Source organism: Nocardioides litoris (assembly GCF_006346315.1).
Lineage (GTDB): Bacteria > Actinomycetota > Actinomycetes > Propionibacteriales > Nocardioidaceae > Nocardioides > Nocardioides litoris.
The window spans coordinates 528,910-552,952 of the sequence record NZ_VDMR01000002.1 but is presented as its reverse complement, the minus strand read 5'-3'; the positions used below and the strand labels follow the sequence as shown (position 1 = coordinate 552,952).

General features: G+C 76.9%; 19 protein-coding genes. 8 read left to right on the top strand and 11 right to left on the bottom strand.

Going from position 1 to position 24,043, the window contains the following annotated elements:
* Positions 1-17 precede the first annotated feature (17 nt).
* Together FJQ57_RS22945 and FJQ57_RS22940 are read right to left on the bottom strand one after the other, a co-directional pair.
* The gene (locus tag FJQ57_RS22945) at positions 18-1,553 is read right to left on the bottom strand and encodes a glycosyltransferase family 2 protein (protein ID WP_211348849.1); all 1,536 of its coding nucleotides are present in this window, start codon (positions 1,551-1,553) and stop codon (positions 18-20) included.
* Positions 1,550-3,268 carry a hypothetical protein gene (locus tag FJQ57_RS22940; RefSeq protein ID WP_211348848.1) on the bottom strand — a complete coding sequence of 573 codons (1,719 nt, stop codon included), beginning with the start codon at positions 3,266-3,268 and terminating at the stop codon, positions 1,550-1,552. The genes FJQ57_RS22945 and FJQ57_RS22940 overlap by 4 nt, the downstream gene beginning before the upstream one ends.
* An 18-nt stretch (positions 3,269-3,286) precedes the next feature.
* Here FJQ57_RS22940 and FJQ57_RS22470 point away from each other — a divergent pair, with 18 nt between their 5' ends.
* Both FJQ57_RS22470 and FJQ57_RS10695 read left to right on the top strand, forming a co-directional pair.
* Positions 3,287-5,077 carry a glycosyltransferase gene (locus tag FJQ57_RS22470; protein ID WP_170219379.1) on the top strand — a complete coding sequence of 597 codons (1,791 nt, stop codon included), beginning with the start codon at positions 3,287-3,289 and terminating at the stop codon, positions 5,075-5,077.
* Between the two features lie 10 nt (positions 5,078-5,087).
* The gene (locus FJQ57_RS10695) at positions 5,088-5,807 is read left to right on the top strand and encodes a class I SAM-dependent methyltransferase (RefSeq protein WP_139980003.1); all 720 of its coding nucleotides are present in this window, start codon (positions 5,088-5,090) and stop codon (positions 5,805-5,807) included.
* A 12-nt stretch (positions 5,808-5,819) separates the two neighbouring features.
* On the opposite strand, the gene FJQ57_RS10690 is transcribed toward FJQ57_RS10695, so the two are convergent.
* Positions 5,820-7,190, bottom strand: a complete 1,371-nt coding sequence (locus FJQ57_RS10690; protein WP_246081740.1) for a GH1 family beta-glucosidase — start codon at positions 7,188-7,190, stop codon at positions 5,820-5,822.
* A gap of 16 nt (positions 7,191-7,206) precedes the next feature.
* Here FJQ57_RS10690 and FJQ57_RS10685 point away from each other — a divergent pair, with 16 nt between their 5' ends.
* Positions 7,207-7,887, top strand: a complete 681-nt coding sequence (locus tag FJQ57_RS10685) for a pirin family protein (RefSeq protein WP_170219378.1) — start codon at positions 7,207-7,209, stop codon at positions 7,885-7,887.
* Positions 7,888-7,915: 28 nt separating this feature from the next.
* Here FJQ57_RS10685 and FJQ57_RS10680 read toward each other — a convergent pair whose 3' ends face one another.
* Together FJQ57_RS10680 and FJQ57_RS10675 are read right to left on the bottom strand one after the other, a co-directional pair.
* Positions 7,916-8,851 (bottom strand): diacylglycerol/lipid kinase family protein, encoded by a 936-nt coding sequence (locus FJQ57_RS10680; protein ID WP_139979997.1) that lies wholly within the window; start codon positions 8,849-8,851, stop codon positions 7,916-7,918.
* Entirely contained in the window at positions 8,848-10,434 is a 1,587-nt protein-coding gene (locus FJQ57_RS10675) for an FAD-binding oxidoreductase (protein ID WP_246081739.1), read from the bottom strand. The genes FJQ57_RS10680 and FJQ57_RS10675 overlap by 4 nt, the downstream gene beginning before the upstream one ends.
* A gap of 17 nt (positions 10,435-10,451) precedes the next feature.
* Between FJQ57_RS10675 and FJQ57_RS10670 the strand changes: the two genes are divergently transcribed.
* From FJQ57_RS10670 to FJQ57_RS10650, 5 genes are all read left to right on the top strand, one after another.
* Complete coding sequence (locus FJQ57_RS10670) at positions 10,452-11,036, top strand: TetR/AcrR family transcriptional regulator (RefSeq protein WP_139979995.1); 585 nt, start codon at positions 10,452-10,454, stop codon at positions 11,034-11,036.
* The gene (locus FJQ57_RS10665; protein ID WP_139979993.1) at positions 11,033-12,562 is read left to right on the top strand and encodes a glycerol-3-phosphate dehydrogenase/oxidase; all 1,530 of its coding nucleotides are present in this window, start codon (positions 11,033-11,035) and stop codon (positions 12,560-12,562) included. Before FJQ57_RS10670 ends, FJQ57_RS10665 begins: the two co-directional genes overlap by 4 nt.
* 65 nt (positions 12,563-12,627) lie before the next feature.
* Positions 12,628-13,668 carry a sigma-70 family RNA polymerase sigma factor gene (locus FJQ57_RS10660; RefSeq protein ID WP_139979991.1) on the top strand — a complete coding sequence of 347 codons (1,041 nt, stop codon included), beginning with the start codon at positions 12,628-12,630 and terminating at the stop codon, positions 13,666-13,668.
* An 8-nt stretch (positions 13,669-13,676) separates the two neighbouring features.
* Complete coding sequence (locus tag FJQ57_RS10655) at positions 13,677-14,261, top strand: TIGR03086 family metal-binding protein (protein ID WP_139979989.1); 585 nt, start codon at positions 13,677-13,679, stop codon at positions 14,259-14,261.
* Positions 14,262-14,328: 67 nt separating this feature from the next.
* Entirely contained in the window at positions 14,329-15,273 is a 945-nt protein-coding gene (locus FJQ57_RS10650; protein ID WP_139979987.1) for a helix-turn-helix transcriptional regulator, read from the top strand.
* Here FJQ57_RS10650 and FJQ57_RS10645 read toward each other — a convergent pair.
* From FJQ57_RS10645 to FJQ57_RS10620, 6 genes are all read right to left on the bottom strand, one after another.
* On the bottom strand, positions 15,260-15,595 hold the full coding sequence (locus tag FJQ57_RS10645; protein ID WP_139979985.1) for a YkvA family protein: 336 nt from the start codon (positions 15,593-15,595) through the stop codon (positions 15,260-15,262). The two genes, FJQ57_RS10650 and FJQ57_RS10645, sit on opposite strands and share 14 nt — an antisense overlap.
* A gap of 100 nt (positions 15,596-15,695) precedes the next feature.
* On the bottom strand, positions 15,696-16,616 hold the full coding sequence (locus FJQ57_RS10640) for a glycoside hydrolase family 25 domain-containing protein (protein WP_139979983.1): 921 nt from the start codon (positions 16,614-16,616) through the stop codon (positions 15,696-15,698).
* Positions 16,617-16,670: 54 nt separating this feature from the next.
* Positions 16,671-18,146, bottom strand: coding sequence for an NAD-dependent succinate-semialdehyde dehydrogenase (locus FJQ57_RS10635; protein WP_139979981.1), 1,476 nt, complete (start codon positions 18,144-18,146; stop codon positions 16,671-16,673).
* Between the two features lie 506 nt (positions 18,147-18,652).
* Positions 18,653-19,129 carry a DUF3995 domain-containing protein gene (locus FJQ57_RS10630; RefSeq protein WP_139979980.1) on the bottom strand — a complete coding sequence of 159 codons (477 nt, stop codon included), beginning with the start codon at positions 19,127-19,129 and terminating at the stop codon, positions 18,653-18,655.
* Between the two features lie 76 nt (positions 19,130-19,205).
* Positions 19,206-21,968 carry an ATP-binding protein gene (locus tag FJQ57_RS10625; RefSeq protein WP_139979978.1) on the bottom strand — a complete coding sequence of 921 codons (2,763 nt, stop codon included), beginning with the start codon at positions 21,966-21,968 and terminating at the stop codon, positions 19,206-19,208.
* A gap of 84 nt (positions 21,969-22,052) precedes the next feature.
* Complete coding sequence (locus FJQ57_RS10620; RefSeq protein ID WP_139979976.1) at positions 22,053-24,014, bottom strand: penicillin-binding transpeptidase domain-containing protein; 1,962 nt, start codon at positions 24,012-24,014, stop codon at positions 22,053-22,055.
* Between the last annotated feature and the right edge of the window lie 29 nt (positions 24,015-24,043).

Sequence of the window (24,043 nt, the reverse complement as noted above, 5' to 3'; positions counted from 1 at the left end):
GTAGTGGCTGGGCCCGGTCACCCACCGCGGGCCTGCAGCGCGGCGTCGATGCGCGCCCACGCGTCCTCCGAGCCCACCGGCGGACCGCCGGTGCGCGGGACGTGGCGGGGGCGCACCTTCTCCGACGGCCCGAACCCGGCCTGGCGGTGGGGCAGCCGCTCGACGCCCGCGACCTCGGCGAGGACCGTGTCGAGGTCCTCGCCGGGTCGCTGGGTACGCCGCGCGCGGGCCACCGCGGCGGTGCGCTCGACCCGGACGACGGTGCCGTCGGGCAGGTCGACCAGCCGCAGGCCGTCGTGGGTGTGCTCGAGGTGGAGCAGCAGTCGCTGCAGCGCGGGCCGGCGCGGCGCGAAGGTCGGTCCGGGGAGGGTCATCCGGAAGGCCGCGCGGCTGGGGGCGGCCGGGTCGTGGTCGTGCGGGCCGGCCAGCGTGACGCGCGGCTCGGCGGCGTACGTCGCGTGCACGACCCGGGCCGTCCAGCCGTCGTCGGCGAGCACGTCGGTGCGGTCGGGGTGCAGGGTCGACCAGTCGCCGAGGAGGGTGACGGCGACGTCGTGCAGGTGGCCGGCGAGCGCGCTGTCGACGCAGGCCACCACGAGGGCGGGGTCGTGGCCGCGGGTGTCGAGGACGACCTCGAGGTAGGGCGTGGCGTAGGTGCGGCCGGGGTGGCGCTTGGCCCGCAGCGTCGGGGCGCGGTCGGCGAGGAACGGGTCGTTGTGGGCGTTGACCCGGTCGCGGCGGCCCATGACGTGGGTGGCGCCGAGGTGGCGGCTGCGGGCCTCGGCGTCGGGCACGAACACCGCGCCGACGTGGGCGAGCCGGGCACCGAGGGCGATGTCCTCGCCGAGGCGGAGGCCGGTGTCCATGCCGCCGGAGGCCAGGTAGAGGTCGCGGCGGACCGAGGCGGTGGCGCCGGTGTGGGTGCGCAGCGCGTTCCAGCCCGCGAGGTGGAGGCGGTCGGTGCGGCCGTGGACCTCCTCGACCCACCTGTGCGGCTCGTGGTGGGCTCCGGCAAAGACCGCGCCGAGGCGGTCGGCGGCCACGGCGTCGCGGACCTCCTCCGGGGTCAGGGCGAGCGCCGGGCCGGGGTCGACGAACCACTTGTCGCCCAGCACCACCGCGTGGTCGAGCAGGTGGTGCCAGCGGGCCTGCGCCTCGACCTGGTGGCGCTCGGCGAGCATGTCGGCGTCGTACCAGTGCAGCACCGTGCCCTCGGCCGCCAGCGCGCCGGTGTGGCAGGCGTTGGCGCGGCCCCAGCCGCCGGCCGGACGGACCACGCGGGTGTGCTCCGGACGCACCTCGGGCAGCACCAGCGGGTCGGGGCCGGGTCCGTCGTCGACCACGACGACCTCGAGCAGGTGGGCGGGGTAGGTCTGCGCGGCCAGGCCGGCCAGCACGACCGGGAGGAGCCGGTCGGCGTCGTACGCCGGGACGACGACGGTCAGCGGCAGGGTCGGGGTCCAGGCGCCGAGGGCGGGCGGGGCCAGGGCGCGCCACTCGTTGCGGCGCACGCGCGGCTGCTCCGTCAGCGGCTCGGTCACCGGCTCGGTCACCGGGCCGCTCCCGGGGGCGCGAGCAGGGACGGCGGGCGGAACCCGTCCCAGCGCGCCCGGTGGGGGCCGGGCGGCTCGTGCTCGGCGCGGGCGACGTGGCCGAGCCCGTGCGCGGTGTACGCCGTCCACCCGGCCCGGGCGGCGCGGGCCGGCAGGTCCGTGATTGCGCCGCCGAGGCGCAGCAGCGCGAGCCGGTCGACGAGGAGGGCGGCCGGCAGGCGACCGTCCTCGGGGAGGCCGGCGCACTCGGTGGGGACGTCGCGGCGAACGGTGCCGCCGGGACCGCCGGGGGTGCCGGGCACGTGGACGACCTCGTCGGGCACGGCGACGAGGTCGGCGCCGGACTGCGCGCGGGCGAGCAGCAGGTCGACCAGGGTGTGGGGGCCCCACCAGTCCTCACCGCGCAGCAGGAGCACCAGGTCGCCGGCCACGTGGCGCAGGCCTGTGGAGGACGCGTCGTCCGGGCCGGGACTGTCGGTGGGCGGCGGCAGGGTGCGGACCGGGAGGCCGGACAGCTCGGAGGCGGCCTCGATGACGTCGGCGACCTCCTCCGCGAGGTCGGGATCGGAGGAGAGACCGTGGACGGCCAGCAGCACCTCGAGCGCCAGGTCGGGCGCCCCGGCGGTGGGCGCGCGCCGCTGCCGGGTCGCCTGGGCCAGGGCGTGGGTGAGGTGGTCGGGCCGGTCGAGCAGGAGCACGACGCTGACCGAGGGGTGCAGGCGGGCGCGCACCCGCGCGGTGGCGGCGAGCGGGGCGCGGGCGGCGACCGAGGAGCGGTGCGCCCACGCGGCCCGCCGCTGCCGCACGGCCAGCTCCTCGCGACGCAGCCGGTCCTCGGGGCCGGCGTCGGCGTCGGGGAGCCCCCCGGGCGCGAGGTCGTCCACCGGCAGCCAGTCGGGCGGGTCGGCGTCGAGCACGGGCACACCGGCGAGGGCCAGGCCCGGCACCAGGCGGTCGCGGCCGGGTCCGGGCGCGGTGCGCGCGCCGAGGGCGTCGCGCAGGGCGGTGGCCAGCGCCGGTGACGGGGCGGCGCCGGGCGGCAGGTCGACGACACCGCGGCTGACGGGGCGCATCGACCCGTCCGGGCGGAGGACGGCCTCGTCGAGGGGGTCGAGCGCCCAGGCGGCCTCGCCGAGGTCGGCGGCGCCGACGGCGACCGGGCGGCGGCCGGTCGCGGTGGCCACGACGGGCGGCTCGGGCGGGTCGACCACCAGGTCGGGCGGCACGGTGCGGTCGGCCTCGGCGAACCCCTCGCCCGGGCGACCGACGCGGGGTCCGCCGTGGCCGGCGAGCACCCCGGCCGGTCCAGGCACCGCGGCGCGGGCCAGCGCCCGCAGCACGGGCAGGGCGGCGTGGCGTCGCTCGAGCTCGACGCGGGTCCAGCCCACGACGGCCTCGAGGGCGGCGACCGCGGGTCCGGCCGGGTCCGGGCGGAGCGTGACGGCCCGGTCGGCCTCGGCGAGCACGACCACCACGACGCGGGCCCAGCCGACCTGGTCGGGGGCGAGGCTGGCGACGGTCGCGCGCAGGTCGGCCACGTCCGCCGCGACGAGCAGCACGGTGCGGAACTGGCCCTGAGGCTTGTCGGCCCCGCGCCCCACCACGGTGGCGTCGCCGGGGACGGCGACGGGCCGGTCGGCCAGCACCAGCACCGGCTCCCGGGCGCCGTCGAGGGCCGCGGCGACGGCTCGGTCGACGGGGTCCGCGGCGGGCATGGCCCCTACCGTAGAGCCGTGCCCAGCCCCGACGACGCCGTGGCGCTCGTACGGGCGAGCCCGCTCCTCGACGAGCAGTGGTACGCCGCCCAGGTGGGTCGCGCGTTCGGCTCGAGGGAGGAGGCGGCCCGGCACTGGGTGGCGGGCTGGGCCGACCGCCGCGCCGGGGCGACCGACGCGTCGCCGCACCCGCTGTTCGAGCCGGTCTGGCTCTACCCGCGGGCCGGGTGGCGGCGGCACGCCCCCGACCCGCTGTCGCACTACCTGGCGACGACGCCGCGGCCGGCCCGGAGCCCGCACCCGCGCTACCCGCGCGCCGAGCTGGGTCCGCTGGAGGACTGGCTGGCCGCCGGGCACGACCCGGCCGAGCTGCTGCCCGCCCCGGTGCCGCGCGAGCACGCGGACCTGGTGGTCCGGCTGCGCACCCGCGAGGTGGCCGAGCTCGTGCGCTGGGTGCGGCACCTCGCCCGCGAGCACCGACCGGTCGCGATCGACCTGACCGACCTCGACGGCGCCGCCGCGCGGGTCCTGGCCGCGGTCGCGGCCGACCTGCCCGGCGTGCACGTCGGCCCGGTCGCGCCACCGCGAGGTGAGGCCGAGGTGGTCGTCGAGGCCGGCGTCCGGCCCCCGGCCTGGCGCTGGCTCGAGGCCCTGCACGCCGCCCACGACCACCACGGACGACCGGCGCAGCCCGTGCTGGTCGACGACGACACCCTGCTCACCGCGCCCGCCCTGGCCGGGCACCCCGTGTCCTCGCTCGACGCGCTCGACGGGGTCGCGCTGCCGGCGCCGTTCGCCGGGGTCGTCCTGCGCCGGGTCGGCGACGAGCGGCCACCGGTGCTCACGACGCAGGCCTGGCTGCCGGGCCCGCCGGCCGCCGTGCCCGGCCTGCCGCCGACCCCGGTCGCGGACCCGCCGCCCGGGGCGCTGCGCTGGGCCATCGACATCGCCGCGCCGGCCGCGCCGCTCGGCCGCCGCTGGGGCGACTGGCACTTCGCCCGGTCCCTGGCCCGGGCGCTCGAGCGGCTCGGCCAGGTCGTCGAGGTCGACCACCCCGAGACCCGCGGGCGGGCGACCCGTGACGCCACCGACGTCGTCCTGGTCCTGCGCGGGCTGGAGCGGGTCGAGCCCCCGCCCGGCCCGGCGAGCCTGCTGTGGGTCATCAGCCACCCCGACGAGGTCTCGGCGGCCGAGCTGGCGGCACACGACCGGGTGTTCGCAGCGAGCACGACCTGGGCCGCCGCGCACGGGGTCGAGCCGCTGCTGCAGTGCACCGACGCCACGACGTTCCACCCCGGGCTGGGCACGGCGTCGACGACCGGGCCGGCGCTGTTCGTGGGCCACGCCCGCGGCGGCCCCCGACCGGTCGTCACCGCAGCGCTCGAGGCCGGCGTGCCGCTCGAGGTCATCGGCAGCGGCTGGGCCGAGCACGGCGTCCAGGCCGCAGCCGAGGGCATCGCCAACCACGAGCTCGGCGCCCGCTACGCCTCGGCCGGCGTCGTGCTCAACGACCACCACCCGGCCATGCGGGAGGCCGGGTTCGTCTCCAACCGGGTCCTCGACGTGCTCGCCGTCGGTGGCCGCCTCCTCACCGACCCGGTGCCCGGCCTGGAGGAGGCCGTCGGCGCCGACGTCCCGACCTGGCGCGACGCCGCCGACGTCGCCCGCCTCGCCGTGCCGCCGTACGCCGCCTGGCCGGGCCCCGAGGAGCGCCGGGCGCTCGCCGAGCGGGTCGTGGCCGAGCACTCCTTCGACGCCCGGGCCGCGGTCCTGCTGGCCGCCGCCCGCGACCTCGTCGCCCGTTCCTAGACTCGCCCGGGTGAACGCGCCGCAGCGGCTGGGCCCGGACGTCGAGCCCGACCCGAGCATCCCCCTCCCGCCGTACGAGCTGCGGATGGGCGGCAAGCACTTCAAGAAGGACCACGCCTTCGTCAACGCGGGCGTGCGCGACGCCCGGGTGCTGCGGCAGCGGGCCGGGCTCGGGCGCCGCAAGCGGGTGCTCGACTGGGGCTGCGGCGCCGGCCGGCTCGCGGTGGGCATCAAGCACCTGATGGGCGACGTCGAGGACTACCACGGCGTCGACGTGCAGCCGACGCTCGTGGCGTGGGCGCAGGAGCACCTGGCCGACGACCGGTTCCGGTTCACGCTCGTCGACGCCCACAACGCGCGCTACAACCCCGACGGGCGCCCGTCCTACGACATCCCGGGCGAGGACGGCAGCGTCGACGTGCTGCACGGCTACTCCGTGCTGAGCCACATGACCGCGAGCGACGTCGCCGGGTACGCCCGCACCATCGCCCGGCTGTTGGCCCCCGACGGCCGGGCCGCGCTGACCGCCTTCGTGGAGGAGGAGGTGCCCGACTGCGTGGAGAACCCCGAGGGCTACCTGCCGATCCCGCTCAAGGGCGAGCTGCACTGCGTGCGCTACGAGCGGCACTTCTTCGAGGCGACGATGTGGGACGCCGGTCTCGCCGTCTCCGACTTCGCCCACGGCCGCGAGACCGACGGGCAGTCGATGTACGTCCTGCGCCGCCGCTGACCCGGGCGGTCGTCAGCCCCGGGAGGGCGACTGCGCCGCGATCAGGTTCGCGTACCAGTCGAAGGACCGCTTCGGCGTGCGGGCCAGGGTGTCGAAGTCGACGTGCACCAGGCCGTAGCGCTGGCTGAGCCCCTGGGACCACTCGAAGGCGTCGAGCAGGGACCACACGTAGAGCCCTCGCACGTCCACGCCGCGCTCGCAGGCCGTGGCCACCGCGCGCAGGTGGACGTCGAGGTAGTCGATGCGCAGCTGGTCGTCGACGACGCCGTGCTCGTCGGGACCCGTGGCGTACGACGCCCCGAGCTCGGTGATGTAGATCGGCGGCAGCGCGGCGCGGAAGCGGGCGCGCAGCGTGATCAGCCACTCGCGCAGCGCGTCGGGCACGATCGTCCAGCCGCGGTCGGTGCGGTCGTAGCCGACCATCTCGAAGATCTCGAACGGCAGCGGGGCGTCCTCGGCCGCCGCGGCGGCGATGCGGATGGGGCTGTAGTAGTTGACGCCGTAGAAGTCGAGGGGGGCGCGGATCGCGGCGAGGTCGCCGGGCTGCATGAGGTCGTCCATCATCGGGGCGAGGTCGGCGGGGTAGCGGCCGAGCAGCATCGGCTCGAGCCACAGGCCGTTCCACAGCGCGTCGAACAGCTTGGCCGCACCGACGTCGGCGGGGTCCTCGCTGCCGGGCCAGATCGGGGCGTGGTTGTTGGCGCAGCCGACCTCGCGCGCGCCCGCGGCCCGCAGCGCCCCCACCGCGAGCCCGTGCCCGACCAGCATCTGGTGGCAGGCGTGCAGGGCGTCGAAGTACAGCCGGTGGCCCGGCGCCTGCTCACCGGTGCCGTAGCCGAGGAAGGCGTTGACGTTGGGCTCGCCCATCGGCACCCACTGCGGCACCCGGTCGGCGAGCCGGGCCCCGACCACGGCGGCGTGCTCGGCGAAGGCCACGGGCGTCGCCGGGTTCAGCCACCCGCCGTCGTCCTCGAGCGGCTGCGGCAGGTCGTGGTGGTAGAGCGTGGCCATCGGCGTGATGCCGCGCTCGAGCAGCCCGTCGACGAGGCGGTCGTAGAAGTCGAGGCCGGCGGCGTTGACGCGGCCGCGGCCCTCGGGCAGCACCCGCGACCACGAGACCGAGAAGCGGTAGCTGTCGACACCGAGCCGGTCGAGCAGCCCGAGGTCCTCCTCGACGCGGTGGTAGTGGTCAGCGGCCACGGCGCCGCTGGTGCCGTCGACGACGCGCCCGGGCTGGGCGCAGAAGGTGTCCCAGGTGCTGGGGCCGCGGCCGTCCTCGGTCGTCGCGCCCTCGACCTGGTAGGCCGCCGTCGCCACGCCGAGCACGAACCCAGGGGGCAGCGCGGGATGGGCAGGATCGGGTCCTGCCGGCGGGGACGGCACCTGCATCATTGTGCCTGTGACCGTGGAGATCCGCCGGGGAACCGACCGCTTCGAGGAACGGGGTGACGGATACCTCACCCGGCATTCGTTGTCCTTCGGCCCGGCGTACGACGCCGACAACCTCCGGTTCGGGCCGATGGTCTGCCACGACGACCACCTGCTGGCCTCCGGCCGGGGCTTCGAGACCCACCGGCACAGCGGCCTCGTCGTCGTCTCCTACGTCGTCTCGGGGGCGCTTGCGCACACCGGCCCCACCGGCGAGCACGAGGTGCCGGCCGGGTCGGTCGCGGTGCTGCGCACCGGCGCCGGCGTCGAGCACAGCGAGGTCGCGGCGGCCCCGCAGACCCGGTTCGTCCAGGTCTGGCTGGCCGACGACGCCCAGGCCGGCGAGCCGTCGTACGACGTCGTGGCGGACGGCGGGGTCGATGGCGGGGTCGATGGCGGGGTCGATGGCGGGGTCGAGCCGCTGCCGGGCGCACGGCTGCGGGTCGTGCGGCTGGCCGACGGCGAGACCGCGACCCTGCCGGCGGCGGCCCTGGCCCACGTCTTCGTGGCCCGCGGCGCGCTGCTGCGCTCGTCGCTGGCCGAGCCGCTGGCCGACGGCGACGCGTTCCGGTTCGCCGACGAGCCCGCCCACGAGGTCACCGCCGCCATCGCCACCACCCTGCTCGTCTGGACCTTCGACACCCCGGCCTGACCCCCAGCGGCGGTAGTCCGGTCGCGGGTCAGGCCAGGACGGCGAGCGCGGCGGGGAGGACCTCGACGACGGCGGGGCCGGTGGCGGAGCCGAGCCGGGGCAGGTGGCCGAGGGGCTCGCCGTCGCCGCCGACGGGCAGGCCGGCGGCCGCCGGGGTGTCGGCGGCCAGCTCGATGCGCTTGCCACGGAGCACGGTCACCTCGGGCCGGTCGACGTGGCGACCGTCGTACACCGTGGGCAGCGAGCGCAGCAGCGAGCGCTTGGAGGCGGCCTCGATGACCACCACCTCGAGCAGGCCGTCGTCGAGCACCGCGGTGGGGGCGATCTTCATGCCCTTGCCGTAGTAGGCGGAGTTGGCGACGACGACGCAGGCCGCGTCGTAGTCGCGGCGGTCGCCGTCGACGTCGACGCGCAGCCGGGCCGGGCGGTAGCCGGCGATGGCTCGGACGGCGGCGGAGGGGTACTGCAGCTGCCGGGGCAGCCGGTGGGCCCGGTCGACGAGCTCGCCGGCGCGGGCGTCGATGCCGGCGTACACCGAGCCGGCGACCCGGCGTGGGTCGGCGCCGGGCCGCGACCACGAGACCAGGTCGACCCGGCGCGCCGTGCCCTCGAGCAGCACCCGTGCCAAGGCCTCGGCGTCGCCGGGCTCGGGCAGCCCGAGCATCCGGGCGAAGTCGTTGCCGCGCCCGGCGGGCAGCACGGCCAGGGTGCCGCCGGCGGTCGAGACCGCCCCGGCGAGGGAGGAGAGCATGCCGTCGCCGCCGACGGAGACCACCACGTCGCCCCGGGCCACCGCGGCGTCGACGAGGCCGGCCATGGCCCGCGGGCCGGGCGAGTAGGTGACGTCGACGGTCGCACCGGCCTCGCGGAGCAGGCGGGCGACGGGCACGACGGCCTCGGGGGCCGCGCCGCCGCCGGAGGCGGGGTTGACCAGGAACGAGAAGGATCGGGTCGCCCGGCTCACGGCACGAGCACCCCGGGGTTGAGGACGCCAGTGGGGTCGAGGTCGGCCTTGACCGCCCGCAGCACCGACCCGCCCAGCTCGCCGATCTCGCGGACCAGCCAGGGCTTGTGGTCGGTGCCGACGGCGTGGTGGTGGGTGATGGTCGCGCCGGCGGCGGTCATCACGTCGCTGGCCGCGGCCTTGGCCTCCTGCCACTGGGCCAGCGGGTCGTCGCCGGCCCGGGCCGCGACGGTGAAGTAGAGCGAGCACCCGGTCTCGTAGACGTGCGAGACGTGGCACAGCACGATCGCCCCGTCGCCGAGCGAGCCGACCAGGGCCGCCCGCACGGCGTCGTACACCTCCTGGCGGCGGCTCCACCAGGTCGCGGTCTCCATCGTCTCGACGAGGACGCCGACGTCGAGCATCGCGTCGCGCAGGTACGGCGCGTCGAACCGTCCGTGGGCCCACGCCTCCCCCTGCTCGCGGCCGAGCGGGGTGCCCCCGAGCGAGCCGAGGAGCGCGGCCACGGCGGCCTGCCGGGCGGCCACGGCGTCGGGCTCGCCCTCGAACCCGACGATCATCAGGCACCCGGGCTCGGAGGCGCCGATGGCGTCGGGGCGGGCCAGGTTGATCGCGGTCTCGTGCTCGTCGGAGAGCCGGAGCACGGTCGGCTGCAGCCCGGCCTGCACGACGGCGCGCATCGCGTCGGCACCGGCCGCGAAGGACGGCCAGCGCCACCCCTCGTGGACCTTCTCGACCGGGGCGCGGCGCACGCGCACCGTGACCTCGGTGAGGACGCCGAACGCGCCCTCGGACCCGAGCACGAGCTGGCGCAGGTCGGGCCCGGCGGCGTTGGCGGGCGACGAGCCGAGCCGCCACTCCCCGCGCGGGGTCGCGACCCGCAGGCCGACGACCATCGCGTCGAAGCGCCCGTAGCCGGCGCTGCCCTGCCCGCTCGACCGGGTCGCGGCGAACCCGCCGATCGTGGCGTGCTCGAAGGACTGCGGGAAGTGGCCGAGGGTCAGGCCCTCGGCGGCCAGGAGCGCCTCGGCCTCCGGACCGCGCAGGCCGGGCTCGAGGGTGGCGGTCATCGACTCGCGGTCGACGGTGACCAGCCGCTTCATCCGCACCAGGTCGAGGGAGACCAGGCCGGCGTACCCCTCGCGGCGGGCGACCAGACCCCCGGTCACCGAGGTGCCGCCGCCGAACGGGACGACCGCCACGTGGTGCTCCACGGCCCAGGCCAGGACGGCGGCGACGTCGTCGTGCGAGCCGGGCCGGACGACGGCGTCGGGGGCGTCGGCGAGGTCGCCGGCGCGGGCACGGAGCAGGTCGGGGGTCGACTTGCCGCGGGTGCGCAGCCGTCGGGTCTCGTCGTCGGCCAGCACGTGCTCGGCACCGAGGCGGGACCGCAGGTCGGCCAGCAGCGCGGGCGGCAGCCCGGACGGGGGCGGCGGGGTGGCGGCCGGGTCGACCGCGGGCGTCTCGGCGAGCGGCCCGAAGGCCAGCTCGACCAGGCCGCGGGCGGACGCGGGCAGGGCGGCGGCGCGGGCGGGGTCGCCCCAGCGCTGGGGGTGCATCTCGGGCTGCTGGACCAGGGTCACGTGTTACAGTGTGACACATGACGTCACTTCGTCACAACGACGCTGCGCCGGAGCCCCGCGACGCCTACCTCGACGCCGCCCGCGCCTGCCTGCTCGACGTGGGCTGGCGGCGTACGACGCTCACCGAGGTCGCGCGCCGGGCCGGGGTCTCGCGGATGACGATCTACCGCACCTGGGCCGACATGCCGACCCTGCTGGGCGACCTGATGACCCGCGAGTGGACGGCCGTCGTGGCTTCGACGGCGGGCACGGGCGGCCCGTCCGGGCTGGTCGACCGGATGGTCGCCACGATCCGGGCGCTGCGGGTCAACGAGCTGTTCGTGCGCATCGTCGAGGTCGACCCCGAGCTGGTGCTGCCCTACCTGCTGGCCCGCCGCGGCCGCTCGCAGGACCTCATCCTGGCCATCGCCGCCGAGGCCGTCGCCGCGGGCCAGGCCGACGGCACGGTCCGGCCCGGCAACCCGACCGCGATCGCCCGCGGCCTCGTGCTCGCAGCCCACGGGTTCGTGCTGTCGGCGCACACGATGGTCGACGACGGTGCGTCCGAGGCCGAGCTCGACGCCGAGCTCGCGCTCCTGCTGACCCGGGCGCTGCAGCCGTGACCGGCCACGGGCAGCGCATCCGGCCGGGCCTCGTCGGCGCGCCCGCCGACGTCGACGTCGTGGTCGTCGGCCTCGGCGCCACCGGCGCCGGCGTCGCCCTGGACGCGGTCACCCGCGGCCTGCGGGTGCTGGCCGTCGACGCCCACGACCTCGCCTTCGGCACCTCGCGGTGGTCGTCCAAGCTGGTGCACGGCGGCCTGCGCTACCTGGCCAGCGGCCAGGTCGGCATCGCCCACGAGAGCGCCGTCGAGCGCGGCGTGCTGATGGAGGTCACCGCCCCGCACCTGGTGCAGCCGATGCCCTACGTGCTGCCGTTCACCGCGAGCACCTCGCTCGCCGACCGGGCGCTGACCCGGGCCGGCCTGCGCGCGGCCGACGTCCTCAAGCTCAGCGCCCGCACCTCCTCGGCCACCCTCCCCGGCCCGCGCACCGTCTCCGCCACGGAGGTCGCGCGCCTGGCGCCCGGCCTCCGCACCGCCGGGCTGCGCGGCGGCATCCTCGGCTGGGACGGCCAGCTCGAGGACGACGCGCGCCTGGTCACGACCATCGCCCGCACCGCCGCCGCCCGCGGCGCCGTCGTGCGCACCCGGGCCCGGGTGCTCGCCGCCACCGGCACCAGCGCCACGCTGCGCGACGAGGTCACCGGCGCCGTGCACGAGGTGCGGGCCCGCGCGGTGGTCAACGCGGCCGGCGTGTGGGCCGGCGAGCTCGTCGACGAGGTCGAGCTGAGGCCCAGCCGCGGCAGCCACCTGGTGCTGCGCGGCGACGTGCTGCCGGGCCTGCGCACGGCGGTGTTCGCGCCGATCCCCGAGGGCCGCAACCGCTACGTCATGGTCCTGCCCCAGCCCGACGGCACCCTGTACGTCGGCCTGACCGACGAGCCCGTCGAGGGACCGCTGCCCGACGTGCCGGCCCCCTCGGAGACCGAGGTCGGGTTCCTGCTCGACGTCGTGGCCGCCTCCTTCGACCGGCCGCTGCACCGCGACGACGTGGTCGGTTCCTACGCCGGCCTCCGCCCGCTGCTGCACACCGACGACGGCTCCACCGCCGACCTGTCGCGCCGGCACGCGGTGCTGACCAGCCGCACCGGCGTCACCACCGTCGTCGGCGGCAAGCTCACCACCTACCGCCGGATGGCCCAGGACGCCCTGGACCAGGTCGGCCTCGGCGGCCCCTGCACCACCGCCACCCTGCCGCTCCTCGGCGCCGCGCCCCGCGCCGAGCTGGACGCGCTCGAGCAGCCCACCCGCCTCGTCCGCCGGTACGGCGCCGACGCGGCCCTCGTGCTGGCCACCGCCCGCGTGGCCACCGGCCTGGGCGACGACGAGCTGCTCGCCCCGGTCGCGGACGGCGTACCGACCTGCCTGGCCGAGCTGGTCTTCGGCGTCACCCACGAGGGCGCGCACGACGTCGACGACCTGCTCGACCGGCGTACCCGGGTCGGCCTCGTGCCCGCCGACCGCGCCCGGGCCCTCCCCGCCGCCCGCCGCGCCCTCGACCTCGCCGCCCCGGCCCGCCACCGATGAGTTCGCCCCTCGACCCCGGTCACTCCTCTTGGCAGACTCGAGCGAGGCACGGAGGCGACGGCCGGATGACGACGACGACGGGCGAGACGGTGACGACGGACCAGACCCAGCAGGGCGCAGCAGGGCAGACCACGGAGCTCGACGACTTCGACCAGCTCACCGCGCGCTACCAGCGCGAGCTGATGGCGCACTGCTACCGGATGAGCGGGTCGGTGCACGAGGCCGAGGACCTGGTGCAGGAGACGTTCCTGCGGGCGTGGAAGGCCAGCGCGTCGTTCCAGGGCCGCAGCTCGGTCCGCACCTGGCTCTACCGGATCGCGACCAACGTGTGCCTGACCAACCTCGAGGGCAAGCCGCGCCGGCCGCTGCCCGCGGGCCTCGGCACCTCGGACCAGATGGCGGGCGACGCCCTGGAGGAGAACCACGAGATCGCCTGGCTCGAGCCCGTGCCCGACGCCGCCGTCGTGGTGGCCGAGCGCGACACGCTGCGGCTGGCGTTCATCGCCGCGCTGCAGCACCTGCCGGCCCGCCAGCGCGCGGTCCTGGTGCTGCGCGACGTGCTCCGCTGGAGCGCCAAGGAGACCGCCGAGGCCCTCGACACCACGGTCCCCGCGGTCAACTCCGCCCTGCAGCGCGCCCACGCCCAGCTCGGCGAGAAGGCCCTGACCGAGGACACCGTCGTGGAGGACCTCGACGAGCGGCAGCAGCGGCTGCTCGACCGCTACCTCGCGGCGTTCTGGGCCAAGGACATCGACAGCATCGTCGGGCTGCTCAAGGCCGACGCGACGTGGGACATGCCGCCCTTCACCAACTGGTACAAGGGCTCGACCACCATCGGCGAGCTCATCGGCACCAAGTGCCCCGGCGGTGTCCACGACATGCCGATGGTCGCGACCGTGGCCAACGGCCAGCCGGCGTTCGGCCTCTACATGCGGATGCCCGCCGGCCACTTCGAGCCCTTCCACCTCCAGGTGCTGCACCTGGAGGGCGAGAAGGTGCGGCACGTGACGGCGTTCTTCGACCCTCGCCTGTTCGCGACGTTCGGCCTGCCGGCCACCCTGCCGGCCGGTTGGACGCCCGAGAGCCCCAGCGCGCCCCACGCCTGAGACCCCCCGTGCGCCCCGCGACCGACCGGTCGGGGGTCGAGCTGCTCGAGCGCGCCCTGGGCTACACCCGTGGAGCGCTGCAGCCCGTCCGTCCGGCCCACCTCACCCGGCCCACGCCGTGCACCGGGTGGAGCCTGGACGCGCTGCTCGACCACATGGACGACGCCCTCGACGCCTTCACCGACGGCGCCGAGGGCCTGATCGCCGTCGAGCCCGGCCCGCGCCCGCTCGGCACCCGCGTCGAGACCCTCCAGGTGAAGGCCTGCGCCCTGCTCGGCGCCTGGAGCCTGCCCACCACCGGACCCACCGTGGTGGTCGGCGGTGCCTCGCTGCCCACCGCGGTCGTCGTCCGGGCCGCGGCGCTCGAGATCACGGTGCACGGCTGGGACGTCGCCCGCACCACCGGTCGCGGACCGCTGCTGCCGGCGGCCCTCGCCGCCGACCTGCTCCCGGTCGCCCACGCCCTGGTCGACCCGCTCGACCGGGGCACGCGCTTCGCCCCGGCGTACGCCGACGACGCGGCCGCACCGCCCGAGGCCCGCCTGCTGGGGTTCCTCGGCCGGTCGGTCGACCCCCGGCGCCTGTCGGCCTGACTGGTCCACCCCGACCCGTTCAGCGGTTGTCCGGCCGAACCGGCCCGGGCGTCCCTAGCCTGCTCGCATGGTCGCTGCCGTCCCGCTCGCTGCGCCCGCACGGTCGGTCGAGCCCCGCGACCTGGTGCGGCGCGGGCAGGTGCGCGCCGCCGCGGGCGGGCTGGTCGCCGCCGCCCGCGCGGGCACGCCGCTGGGCGTGCGCGAGGAGGCCCTGCTGCTGCAGTGCCACCTCGCCACCGGTGACCTGGTGGCCGCCCAGGCGGTCGCGGTGGGCATCGCCGACTCGCTCGACCCGCACGCGCTGATGGCGCGCGCCGAGCTCGCGGCCGCCCTCGGCGACCACGACGCCGCCCACGACCGGTCGGTCGCGGCCGGCGCGGCCGGGGCCGAGGCCGAGGGACTGCCCTGGCGCTGCGCGGCCGCGCTCGCCCTGCTCCACCTCGGCCACCGCGAGCGCTCGCTCGACCTGGCCCGCACCGCCCTCGACCACGCGCTGGCCACCGGGACGGCCCCCGACGTCGCGCTGGCGATGCGCACCCTCGCCTCCTGCGACACCACCACCGAGGCGTGGTCGCGCCGCGTCCCCCGGCTGCGCGAGGCCCTCGCCGTGCTGGCCGACGCCGGCGCCGAACGCCTCCAGGCACAGGTCCAGGCCGACCTCGCCGCGCTGCTCCTGCTCGACCCCCTCGGACCACCCGAGGCCCTCGGCCTGCTCCGCCGCGTCGAGGCGTACGCCGGCCGCGAGGGCCTCGCGCCGCTGCAGGGCCGCGCCCGCCGGCTCCTGGAGCAGATGGGCGAGCAGCCCCGCCGGCTGCAGTCGGAGGTGCTGGCCGCGCTCACCGCCGCCGAGCGCCGGGTCGCGGTGCTCGTGCTCGAGGGCCTCACCAACCGCGAGATCGCCGACCGGCTGGTCGTGTCCGTCAAGGCCGTCGAGGGCCACCTGTCGAAGGTCTACCGCAAGCTGGGCCTGGCCTCGCGGACCGCGCTCGTCGCCGCGTTCAACCCCGGCTGACCGGGGGCACCTCGCCCGGTCGCGACCGCCGACCGCGGATGCCCGAGCCCTCGAGCATCCGGCGCGCCTGCACGAGCTTGTAGACCCAGACCGCCACGACGGTCACCACGCCCGCGTCGTCGACCAACCCGAGCGGGCCGAGCACGACCTCGGGCAGCACGTCGACCGGGCTGACGAGGTAGACCAGCGCCCCGACCATCGCGACCAGGCCGCGCGGCGGGATGCGGTAGCGCCACATGACGAACCCGATGACCGCCAGCCCCACCACCAGGCCGACGCCCAGCACGACGAGCACCGCGGTGAAGAAGTCGCTGACGTCCATCGCTCCAGCGTGCCAGGACCTGTGGTCGCGTGGTCTCGAGACAGGACTTCGTCCTTCCTCGACCATCGTGTGGATCCGCCCCGTCGGGCCGACCGAGGTGTCAGAACTGGTGGAACCACGCGGACAGATCCGCCGAGACCCCGGGGCAGGTGATGTTCATGTCGCGGTCGGCCTCGACCCACTGGCCGAGGACGGCCTCGCCGCCCTGGATCGTCCAGTCGTCGCCGCACCGCGAGCGGGCCTCCACGCGCGAGGTCTGGCCGGCGGCGCGCCACTCGGGCACGCCGAGCTCGAGGTCGCCGACCACGCCGTCCCACAGCAGCGGGGTCGAGTAGACGCCGATCCGGTAGCCGGCGTCCTCGTAGCCGCGGGCCGCACCGCTGACCACCGCGGCGTTGGCCGACCGGTCGCTGCTCCAGGCGAAGTCGGGCACCGGCTCGACGTCGACCCACACCACCGGCGTGGTCAGGCCCGCCGCCCGCATCGACCGCACGTTGAACAGCGCCTGCTGGTAGCCGGTGTTGGCCAGCGCGCCGAGGTCGGTCGAGCCGTCGTACGGGCCGTCCTGGCCGTGCCGGGCGATCCGGTCGGCCGGCGGGTAGGACGCCACGGCGTACGCCCCGACCATCAGCCGGCGCTCGCGCACCCAGGCGACCTGGTCGGCCAGGCAGGGGTTGGGGTAGAACCCCGGGCCGTTGGTGAGGCCGACGACGACGTAGCGGGCCTCGGCGACCGGCATGGGCTGACCGCTCGAGCGCTTCTGCGGGATGCCCAGGCCCGGCGGGCACTGCGGCCAGCTCATGTCGGCGCCCAGCACCTCGCCCTCGTCGACCTCGACCTCCTCGACGAGGTCGGCCAGGGGGTCGCGGGTCGGAGTGGGCGCCGCCGGAGGCGGGGTCGCGGCCTCGGTCGGGGTCGGCGTCACGACCCCGGTCGGCGTGGCGCTCGCGGGCGGCCCGGACGACGGGGCGGACGACGGCTCGCCGTCGCCGGCGCAGGCCGCGAGCGCGAGCAGGGCCACCAGACCCACCGCACCTCGCCCCCGCCCTCGCACGGGCCCAGGGTAGGTGAGGGCCTAGACCTTGAGGGCGACGTACGTCGTCTCGAGGTACTCCTCGATGCCCTCGAAGCCGCCCTCGCGGCCGAACCCGCTCGCCTTCATGCCACCGAACGGCGCCGCCGGGTTGGACACCAGGCCCGTGTTGACGCCGACCATGCCGAACTCGAGCGCCTCGGCCATCCGGATGCTGCGCGCCAGGTCGCGGGTGAAGACGTAGGAGGCCAGGCCGTACTCGGTGTCGTTGGCCGCCGCCACCGCCTCCTCCTCGGTCGTGAACGTGGTGATCGGCGCGACCGGTCCGAAGATCTCCTCGGTGTTGATGGCCGACCCCGCGGGGACGTCGACCAGCACCGTCGGCGGGTAGAAGTAGCCGCCACCCTCGGGCACCGTGCCGCCGGGGCCGCCGACCAGCACCCGGGCGCCGTCGTGGACCGCGTCGGTCACCAGCTGGGTGACCGCCTCGACCGCCTTCTCCTCGATCAGCGGACCCACGTCGACGCCGTCGTCCTGGCCGCGGCCGAGGGTGAGCGCGCCCATCCGCTCGGCCAGGCGCCGACCGAAGTCCTCGGCGACGTCGGCGTGCACCAGGAACCGGTTGGCCGCGGTGCAGGCCTCGCCCATGTTGCGCATCTTGGCCGTCATCGCACCGTCGACGGCCGCGTCGAGGTCGGCGTCGTCGAAGACCAGGAACGGCGCGTTGCCCCCCAGCTCCATGCTCACCCGCTGCAGCCCCTCGGCGCTCTGGCGCACCAGCACCCGCCCCACCGCGGTCGACCCGGTGAACGACACCTTGCGCAGCCGGTCGTCGGCCTGCAGCGCCTCGCTCGTCTCCTTCGCGCGCGTCGTCGTGACGACGTTGAGCACGCCCGGCGGCAGCCCGGCCTCCTCCAGCAGCGCCGCCAGCAGGAGCTGGGTCAGCGGCGTCAGGTCGGCCGGCTTGACCACCATCGTGCAGCCCGCGGCGATGGCCGGGCCGATCTTGCGGGTGCCCATGGCCAGCGGGAAGTTCCACGGCGTCACGAAGAAGCACGGACCCACCGGCTTCTTCACCGTCAGCAACCGGTGCGCCCCCGCCGGGTCCTGCATCCACCGGCCGTGGATGCGCACCGCCTCCTCGGCGTACCAGCGGAAGAACTCCGATCCGTAGGTCACCTCGCCCCTGGCCTCGGCCAGCGGCTTGCCCATCTCCAGGCTCATCAGCCAGGCCACGTCGTCGGCCCGGTCCTGCAGCAGCTGCCAGGCCCGGCGCAGGACCTCGCCGCGCTCCCGCGGCGGCGTCGCCGCCCAGTCGGCCTGGGCCGCCACCGCCGCGTCGAGCGCCTCGATCGCCTCCCCCGGCGAGGCGTCCGGCACCGTCGTGATCACCGACCCGTCGGCCGGGTCGCTCACCTCGAGCGTCCGGCCGTCGTCGGCCTCCTGCCAGCGTCCACCGATCAGCAGCGCGCGGTGGCGGGCGGGCAGGACCTGGTCGAGACGCTCGGCAGGGGTCATGCCGCCAGCCTTCCACCCTCCCCAGAACTGAGGAAGCCGCCCGAGAGGGGGGACACCGGTGTGCCCGGAGGCGTATGCTGTCGTCAGTCGTCCTTCGGAGGGAGCACCAAGAAGACGACGAGAACCCCTCGCCGACCCCATGCGGCGGGGGGTTCGCTCCGTCTTGGATGGTCGGTCCGGTCCCCGCGGGGATTGCAGTCCGCGCCCGTCGCGGGCGTCGACAGCAAGGAACACCCCGCCCCTCCCGGGCCGCTTCGCGGCCGGCCCGCTGGTCGAGGTGCGAGGAGCCCTGGCGACGAGCCTCGAGACCACCGCAGCCGACCCGTCCGACCCCACCCACGGTGGTCGAGGAAGGGCGCCCTGGCGCCTGTCTCGAGGCCCCGCCCGACCCCACCCACGGTGGTCGAGGAAGGCGCCCTGGCGCCTGTCTCGAGGCCATCGCGACCGACCCACCCGCCCCACCCCGCTCGACGCCGCGCTCCGGCGGCCCTCCTGGGCGGCTCGCCTCACGGGTTCGGTGCAGCGGCCACGGCCGCGGTCGTGCGGCGGAGGCCGGTGAGGAGGAGGAGGCCCCAGGCGGCGAAGAGGGGGTCCCAGAGTGCGGCGTGGCCCCAGAGGGCTGCGGGGTCGGCGGTGGGGTCGCCGACCAGGCCCGACAGCACGAGCCAAGCACCGGCCGCGTTGGCCAGCCCGTAGACCGCCAGCCCGAGCGCGCCCGCGGCGCAGGCCGTCGTGGTCCAGCGCGGGGACGGCAGGCGGTGGCGCACCAGCGGCAGCACGGCCGCCGCGGTCTTGACCGCGGCGACGACGAGGAGGACGGCGCCGACCAGCAGCGGCTCCTCGGCGCGCCACGTGACGGCCCAGTCCCCCACCGTCGAGGCCAGCCAGGGGCTGCCCAGGCCCCACGAGGCGCTGGCGGCCGCGTGGACCAGGCCGACGCCCGCCGCGGCCAGCAGGAACGGGTCGGGGCGGGTCCTGGGCACGGCTCGACGCTAGGCGCGAGCGGGCGTCGTGGGCATCGGGGACGACCCCGGCACCACCCCGGGCGAGCCCGCCCCCCTACTCCGGGGGCTGCGGGACGAGGAGGGTGGCGAGCTGGGTGCGCGAGCGGAGGTCGAGCTTGCGGTAGATGCGGGTCAGGGTGGCCTCGACGGTCTTGACGCTCACGTAGGTGCGCTCGGCGATCTCGCGGTTGCTGGCGCCCTCGGCCACGGCGCGGGCGATGCGGGCCTCGGTCTCGGTGAGGCGGTCCAGGAGGGGGTCGCCGGCGCCGCGCGCGGGGTCGGGGGTGAGCTCGGCCTGGACCTGGTCGGCCCACGCCGTCGCGTGCAGGGTGGTGAAGAGCCGGTGGGCGTCCTGCAGGGCGGTCCGGGCCGCCGCGACGCGGCGGCGACGGCGCTCGAGGTGGGCGCGGGTGACCAGCACCCGGCCCTCGTCGACCCGCAGGCCGAGGTCGGCGGCGACCTTGGCCGCCCGGTCGAGGGTGTGCGCGGCGCCGTCGAGGTCGCCGCGGGCGGTGCGCAGCTCGGCCTCCGCGCGGTCGAGCTGAGCCGAGACGCCGTCGGTGCCCCCGGCGGCCTCGCGGCGGGCCACCTCGCGCCGGGCCTCGGCCAGGACGTCGTCGGCGTCGTCGAGCCGACCCAGGGCCGCCAGCGCCGAGACCAGGTCGGCGTGCCACCGGCTCACCGTCGGGTCGCTGAACCCCTCCGCCCGCTCGTGGGCGCGCACCCGCTCGAGCGCGTCGGCCGCGCCCTGGGCGTCGCCCGAGCGGAGCAGGGCCTGCCCGAGCAGCACGAGGTGGCGCTGGCGGTAGCGCACGTCGCCGCGCACGGCGGCGGCCTCCGCCCCCCGGCCGGCCAGGGTGCGCGCCCGGCCGACGTCGCCCGCCAGCAGCTCGGCCGTGGCCGCGACGAACCAGCCCGAGTAGGCCTCGAGGTCGAACTGCTCCCCCGTGCGGGCCGCGCGGGCGGCGTACTCGACGGCCTCCCGGCCCCGCCCGGCGCGAGCGGCCACCTCGACCAGGCACCGCAGCACGTGCAGGTGGTCCATGCCGGCGCCGCGCTCGACCTGGGCCAGCATCGCCAGGTGGGCGCTCCAGGCCTCGTCGAGCCGGTCGTCGTAGAAGGCGAAGCGGGCCTGCATGTACTCCGGCGAGGTGTGCACGAAGCCCGTCGGCGTCGGCCCGGCCAGCGCCAGCGCCCGGTCGAGGGAGGCCTGGCCGTCGGCGCCCGTCCAGCGCTGCGCCACCGCCAGGGTGGTCAGGCCCAGGGCCAGCTCGTCGTCGTCGCCGTGGCGCTCGAGCAGCCGCACCGCCCGCTCGCAGGCGCGGTGTGCCGCGTGCGGTCGGGCCTCCATCAGGGCGATCCGGGCCCGCTGCAGCAGCACCTTGGCCACCAGCAGGTCGTCGTCGCCGGCGTCGGCCAACGCCGCCGTGAGCACCTCGTCGAGCAGCGTCACGTCGTGGCCCGCGAGCTCGGGGATGGCCAGGCGCACCCGCACCGCCTGCGCCGGGGTCGTCTGGCCGTCGCGCACGTCGAGCAGGGCCCGCTGCACCAGGTCGACGTGGTTGCCCGGCGCCGCCGTCTCGACCGCGCAGACCAGCCACTCCACGCGCTCGGGTGCCAGGGCGAACGGCGCCCGGTCGGCCGCCAGCAGGTAGAGCTCGGCCGCCAGCTCGCGCCCGCCCGCCGCCGCGGAGTCGCGGGCCGCCCGCCCCAGCTCGTGGGCCAGGTCGGCGTCGGGTCGCGGGTCGGCGAGCGCGAGGTGGCGCAGCCGCTCCGCCGCCCCGGGGGCGGCGTCGGCCAGGCGCTCGTGCAGCGCCGCCCGGGCCGAGGCCGGGAACGACTCGACCACTACGTCGCGCAGCGCCGACGGCGTGAACCGCAGCACCGCGCCGTCGCGGGCCAACAGGCCCGAGCGGAGCGCCAGGCGCACGTCGTCGTCGGCGCCGACGCGGCCCGACCGCTCCAGGTCGCGGACCGTGGGTCGGTGGAGCAGTGCGGCGTGCAGGAGCGTCTCGCGGACCTCGGGCGGCAGCCCGCGGAACCGGTCCTGCAGCACCCGCTCGGTGCTGGCCGGCAGCGGCACCCGCTCGCCGAGGACCGAGGGCCGCTCGCCGAGCATGCCCGCGACGGCCAGGGCCAGCGCCGGGACGCCGCCGGACTCGACGTGCACCCGCTGGGCGAGGTCGGGCGTCAGGCCGTGCGCGCAGAGCAGGTCGAGCATGTCGATGGCCGCGAGCGGCGGGACGTCGAGGTGGACCAGCTCGCTGACGTCGATGTCGTCGTCCGTGCCGTCGGGCCGGGCCACGCCGGCGGCGAGGTCGGAGGCCGCCACCCCGACCGTGGCCACGACCAGGACCGACCCGCGCAACCGTCGTCGGGCGTACCCCACGATCGCGGACGACTCGCCGTCGAGCCACTGCACGTCGTCGAGGAGCAGCAGCACGGGTCGGTCGGCCGACCAGCGCTCGAGCAGCCCGTGCACCGCAGCCGCCAGCTCGGACCGCCGCTCGTGCGCCGCGTCGTCGCCCACCAGGCCGGAGACGACGAGGTCGCGCACCGGCTCGGGCATCGCGGCGACGAGGTCGTCGGGGCACTGGGCGAGCAGGTCGCGCAGGGCGGCGAACGGCAGCCCGGTCTCCTCCGCGGACCCCGTCGCCCGCAGCACCTCCGAGCCGCGGCTGCGGGCCTCGCGCTCGACCGCGTCGAGCAGCGCGCTCTTGCCGACCCCGGTCGGTCCGCACAGCGCGACGGACTCGCCGCGCCCCAGCAGGCCCGCCACCTCCGCCAGCAGGGCGGTGCGACCGACGAGTCGAGGCATGCCCTTCAGGTTAGGCGGCGCGTCCGTGGCGCCGACAGGGTGCGCCCGGTGGAGGGTTCCGCGCGCGCGGCTCGGCCGTCCGGGTCAGCGGGCCGCGCGCAGGAACGCCTCGAGCAGCGGGCCCGCGGTCGACGAGCCCGACGCGCCGTCCTGCACGAACACGGCCACGGCGAGGTCGCCCTGGGCCGCGATCATCCAGGCGTGGGTGCGGACGCCGTCGCCGGCGGCGTACTCGGCGGTGCCGGTCTTGGCCAGCACCGGCGGGCCCGGGAGGTCGGCCAGGAAGCGTCCGCTGCCGTCGGTGACGACCCCGCGGAGGAGGCTGCGCAGCTGCTCGGCCTCGCGCGGGGCGAGCGGCGTGGCCTCGGCGGGGACCTCGACGTCGACCTGCTGGACCAGCCGCGGCACGACGGTGGTGCCGGCCTGCACCGAGGCGGCGACCGTGGCCATCACCATCGGCGAGGCCAGGATCGTGCCCTGGCCGATCATGTCGGCCGCGCGACCGGTCTCGGTGGTCGGCGGCTCGACCTGGCCGAAGTAGGCCGGGAAGCCGAGGTCGTGGTCGATGCCGAGCCCGAGGCTGGCCGCGGCCGCGGCGAGGTCGCCGTCGCGCAGGCGGGTGCGCTCGGCGATGAAGGCGGTGTTGCACGAGCTGGCCAGCGCGGCGCGGAACGGGATCTGGCCGGTGCCGCCCGCGGGGTAGTCGTCGTAGTTCTCGAAGTCGCGTCCGTCGACGTCGACCGTCGGGGTGCAGGGCACGGCCGCGTCGGGGGTGAGGCCCCGGCGCAGCAGGGCCAGGCTGCTCACCGTCTTGAACGTCGACCCGGGGGCGTACTGCCCGAAGGTGGCGAGGTTCTGGCCGTCGTTGCCGGGGCCGTTGGCCGCGGCGAGGATGGCGCCGTCGCTGGGGCGGATGGCCACCAGGGCGCTGGCCGGGCCGACGTCGGACAGCACGGCCTCGGCCTCGGCCTGCAGCCGCTCGTCCAGCGTCAGCTGCAGGGTCTGGCCCGCGCCGCCGCCGGAGCGGAAGAGCTCGCGCTCGACGCCGTCGGAGCCGACCGCGTCGACGACCACGCCCGCCTCGCCCTGCAGCTGCTCGTCGTAGCGCGCCTGGAGCCCGGACAGGCCGGCGACGTCGCCGGGCTGGTAGCGGTCGGACTCGTCGGCGACCATCTCGGCGGTCACCTCGCCGACCGTGCCGAGGATCGGCGCGGCGAACTCGCGCGTCGGGGCCAGCGGCCGCTCGGTGCGCACGAGGGTCGCGCCCGGGATGGCCTCGTAGCCACGCAGCACGGCCGGGGGCACGTCGGCCTGCCGGAAGGTGATGGCCTCGACGAAGGCCTTCGCCCCGGCCCCCCGCACCGCCTTCGCGTACGGCGCCACGTCGATGTCGACCAGGCGCGCGAGCGCCCGCGCCGACCGACCGGCCTCGGCCTGGGGCACCGCGGCCCGGTCGATGCCGACGCGGACCACGGGACGGTCGGTGACCAGCTTGACGCCACCGGCGCCCACGATGTCGCCGCGGGTGGCCGGGACGGTCGAGGCGTCGAGGACCGAGGCCGCGTTGAGGGACGGCTCGACGACCTGGTGGCCCCACTCGGCCTGCCAGCGGTCGCCGACCCGGCGCAGGGTGACTCGGCTGTCGTAGGTCCACTCCCCCGTGTCGGCCGGGTCGGGCTCGGGACCCTCGGCGCCGTCACCGGTCTCCTCGGTCAGCGGCCAGGTCCAGGTGAGGGTCGCGGTGGCGCTCTCGCCGTCCTCGGTGACCTCGCCGAGCTCGACCTGCGGCGAGCGGTCGCCCATGCCCTCGACGACGTCGCCGAGGTCGGCGCTCGCCTCGGCACCGGTGACCTCGGTGAAGGGCACCTCGTCGAGGCTGCGGGCCTCGAGCGCGTCGGCCAGCCGGGCCGCGGTGCCCTCGGCGGTCTCGCCGACCTCGGCCGGGTCGGGCGCGTCGTCGGTGCAGGCGACCAGCGCGAGGGCGAGCGCGAGCGCCAGCGCGGCGGATCCGGCCAGCCGGGCGGCGCGGTCGGGGGCGGTCGACATGACCCCGGTTGTACCAGCCGGGTGGGACA

Excerpts from the sequence above, each read along its gene's own strand:
- FJQ57_RS22940 (WP_211348848.1), bottom strand. The coding sequence starts at position 3,268 with ATGCCCGCCGCGGACCCCGTCGACCGAGCCGTCGCCGCGGCCCTCGAC.
- FJQ57_RS10670 (WP_139979995.1), top strand. The coding sequence starts at position 10,452 with ATGACGTCACTTCGTCACAACGACGCTGCGCCGGAGCCCCGCGACGCC.
- FJQ57_RS10660 (WP_139979991.1), top strand. The coding sequence starts at position 12,628 with ATGACGACGACGACGGGCGAGACGGTGACGACGGACCAGACCCAGCAG.
- FJQ57_RS10650 (WP_139979987.1), top strand. The coding sequence starts at position 14,329 with ATGGTCGCTGCCGTCCCGCTCGCTGCGCCCGCACGGTCGGTCGAGCCC.
- FJQ57_RS10645 (WP_139979985.1), bottom strand. The coding sequence starts at position 15,595 with ATGGACGTCAGCGACTTCTTCACCGCGGTGCTCGTCGTGCTGGGCGTC.
- FJQ57_RS10635 (WP_139979981.1), bottom strand. The coding sequence starts at position 18,146 with ATGACCCCTGCCGAGCGTCTCGACCAGGTCCTGCCCGCCCGCCACCGC.
- FJQ57_RS10625 (WP_139979978.1), bottom strand. The coding sequence starts at position 21,968 with ATGCCTCGACTCGTCGGTCGCACCGCCCTGCTGGCGGAGGTGGCGGGC.
- FJQ57_RS10620 (WP_139979976.1), bottom strand. The coding sequence starts at position 24,014 with ATGTCGACCGCCCCCGACCGCGCCGCCCGGCTGGCCGGATCCGCCGCG.